This is a genomic window from Rhodovulum sp. (genome assembly GCF_011048875.1).
Taxonomy (GTDB): Bacteria; Pseudomonadota; Alphaproteobacteria; order Rhodobacterales; family Rhodobacteraceae; genus Rhodovulum; species Rhodovulum tesquicola.
Window position 1 is genome coordinate 1 of record NZ_DSDD01000341.1, and the last position, 2,868, is coordinate 2,868.

The 2,868-nt window shown below is 69.1% G+C and carries 3 protein-coding genes; 1 reads left to right on the plus strand and 2 read right to left on the minus strand.

The genetic code is table 11. The annotated features are described in order from the left end of the window. Nucleotides 1-794 (plus strand): carbamoyl phosphate synthase small subunit (locus ENN83_RS11960; protein WP_287187315.1); only part of this gene is annotated, 794 nt, incomplete at its 5' end. A 376-nt stretch (nt 795-1,170) separates the two neighbouring features. Here ENN83_RS11960 and ENN83_RS11965 read toward each other — a convergent pair. Both ENN83_RS11965 and ENN83_RS11970 read right to left on the minus strand, forming a co-directional pair. Further along, nucleotides 1,171-2,385, minus strand: coding sequence for an META domain-containing protein (locus tag ENN83_RS11965; RefSeq protein ID WP_287187317.1), 1,215 nt, complete (start codon nt 2,383-2,385; stop codon nt 1,171-1,173). A gap of 66 nt (nt 2,386-2,451) precedes the next feature. Beyond that, on the minus strand, nt 2,452-2,868 hold a 417-nt coding region (locus ENN83_RS11970; protein WP_287187318.1), incomplete at its 5' end, for an Lrp/AsnC family transcriptional regulator.

Below are 2,868 nucleotides of genomic sequence, written 5' to 3' on the forward strand. Positions count from 1 at the left end.
CCCGCCGCCTGACCCGCGCGATCCGCCAGCAGGGCGCGCCGCATGTGGCGCTGGCCCATGACCCCGAAGGCCGCTTCGACATCGAGAAGATGGTGGCCCGGGCACGGGCCTGGTCGGGCCTTGTCGGCCTCGATCTGGCCCGCGACGTGACCTGCGCGCAAAGCTATCGCTGGGACGAGATGCGCTGGGCCTGGCCCCGGGGCCATCAGCGGCGCGAGGGGCCGGGGCATCGGGTCGTCGCGCTGGATTACGGCGCGAAACGCAACATCCTGCGCTGCCTCGCCTCGGCGGGCTGTGACGTGACCGTTCTGCCCGCCACCGCGACGGCCGAGGACGTTCTGGCGCTGAACCCCGATGGCGTGTTCCTGTCGAACGGGCCGGGCGATCCGGCGGCGACCGGCAACTATGCCGTGCCGATGATCCGCCAGGTGCTGGAACGCGACATTCCGCTCTTCGGCATCTGCCTTGGCCACCAGATGCTGGCCCTCGCCCTGGGGGCAAAGACGATCAAGATGAACCACGGCCATCACGGCGCGAACCATCCCGTCAAGGATCTGGAAACCGGCAAGGTCGAGATCACCTCGATGAACCACGGCTTCACCGTGAACAGCCAGACCCTGCCCCAAGGCGTGGTCGAAACCCATGTCTCGCTCTTCGACGGCTCGAATTGCGGGATCCGCATGGCCGACCGGCCCGTGTTCAGCGTGCAGTATCACCCCGAGGCCAGCCCGGGACCGCAGGACAGCTTCTACCTGTTCGAACGCTTCGCCGCGGCGATGGCGGCGCGGAACTGACCCCCCCCTTGGGGGATGGTGCGGACGACGGGACTCGAACCCGTACTCTCGTGCGAGAAGCAGATTTTCGTACCACTTCGACTTTCGCCGCCGCCGCCCGTCGTTTCGGGTGGCGTTCGTGGTCTGGACTGTCCCTTCGCCGTGGCCAGCAATGGCTTTAGGCGCCGCCCGTCCAGTCTCTACACCTTCCCCCGTGGGGGCTTGGCTCGGGATTGGCCTGGGGCCTTGGCCCGTTAGCGTTCCCCGAATTTGAGCGGTTCTGCACCGCGCGTTTCCCCGCGGGCACTCCAATCAAAGTCTGCTGCGTCTACCGATTTCGCCACGTCCGCAAATCGCTCGCATGGACCATAGCTGCCCGCCGCGCCAAGCGAAAGCCTCAGCGGCGCGCAGTCGCCAGCACCGCGTCCCCGCCGATCAGCACCAGCGCGCCGTCTTCCGTCACATCGAAGCGGTCCACCCGGTCCAGCACCTCGAAGAAGCGCCGTTCCTGATCCATCAGCGCCTCGGGACAGGCCATCATCGTCACCGCGACCGGCCCGATCCGCAGCCCCTCGCCGGTCAGTTCCGCCCCGCCCATGAAGCGGTTGCAACCGCCGCTGCCCGACACGCGCCCGTCACGGCCAAAGACAATGCCGACATTCGAGGAGCCGACGATGCCGCCGCCCCCGATATCCTCGATCCGCCAGGGATGGGCGGCCAGCACGTCCAGCGGATCGCCGCCGCAACCCGACAGGCTTTGTCCCCCCGCCTCGACCACCGCCATCGCGGGATAGGGCATGCCGGTCATCGTGTCGCGGCACAGCGCCTGTGCGAGGGACAGCACCAGATCCGCCCCCTCGGCCGCATAGACCCGCGCGCCATCCACGATCCCGGACTCGGGTAGCGGCGCGGCGATCTCGGTCGCGCCATAATCGCCCGCATAGCGCATCTGCCCGCCTGCGATCTCCAGCGTCCAGCCCGGTTCGTTGCCGCGGGCGCGATAGCTGGCCCCCGGCAGCGCCGCGTTACATTCGGGGAACTCCGCCCCGTGCAGGCGCAGCGTGGCGGCATCGCCCCTGGTCCAGATCCAGGTTTCCGGATCACCCTCGGCCACGAATTTCACGCCAGACGCGGTGACTTCCTGCACCAGATCGACATATTGCCCCCCGATCCGCAGCCGCGCGCCCTCGCCGACAAAGCCCAGCTCCGCCACCAGCTCGCCGCAACTCAGCGTGGTGGCAAAGCCCATCGGGCGGAACCCCTTCAGCAGCACCTCGCCCGCCTCCACCGGCCCCTGGCCCGCCTCGATCGCGACCGTATCGCTCAGCCAGCGGATCTCGCCCTCCAGCCGCAGCGCCGCGCGCAGGCTGAACGCCCCGAGCCCCGGCGCCTCGACCGCGAATTGCAGCGGCACCTGCGCGCCCCCGGTCGGCTGGCCCTCGCTGAGCACCACCGCGCCCGCCCCGTCGCGCAGTTCGATCTGCATCTCGGCCTCAGGCGGCAGCGCGATCCGTTCGCGATAGACCAGGCTGCCGGTGATGGGGCGGATCTCGTCGGCCAGCGCCGCCGCAGGCAGCGCGACACAGGTCAGCAGGCTCAGGACGAATCGCATGGCTCTCTCCCCGGTGGTTGTCCTGCGCAAAACTCTAGCACGCGCAGCTTGCCCCCGCGCCAATCCTCAGCCCGGCCGGGCAAGCCCCGCATCCTTCACCGCCTCCATCGCCATATGGGTCGAGGTATTGGCCACATGCGGCAGGCCCGACAGCCGATCAGCCATAACCTCGTGATAGCGCGCCATGTCGGCGGTGCGCACCTTCAGCAGATAGTCGAACCCGCCCGCGATCATGTGGCATTCCTCGATTTCCGGGATCGCCCGCGCCGCGGCGTTGAACGCCCGCAGCGCCGCCTCGCGCGTGTCCGACAGCCGCACCTGGACAAATGCGACATGCGCCAGCCCCAGCCGGATCGGGTTCAGCATCGCCCGGTAGCCGGTGATGATCCCCGCCTTCTCCAGCCGCCGCATCCGCGCCAGCGTCGGCGTCTTGGACAGCCCGATCCGGCGGGCCAGTTCGGCCACCGGGATGCGCCCCTCCCC

Excerpts from the sequence above, each read along its gene's own strand:
- ENN83_RS11965 (WP_287187317.1), bottom strand. The coding sequence starts at position 2,385 with ATGCGATTCGTCCTGAGCCTGCTGACCTGTGTCGCGCTGCCTGCGGCG.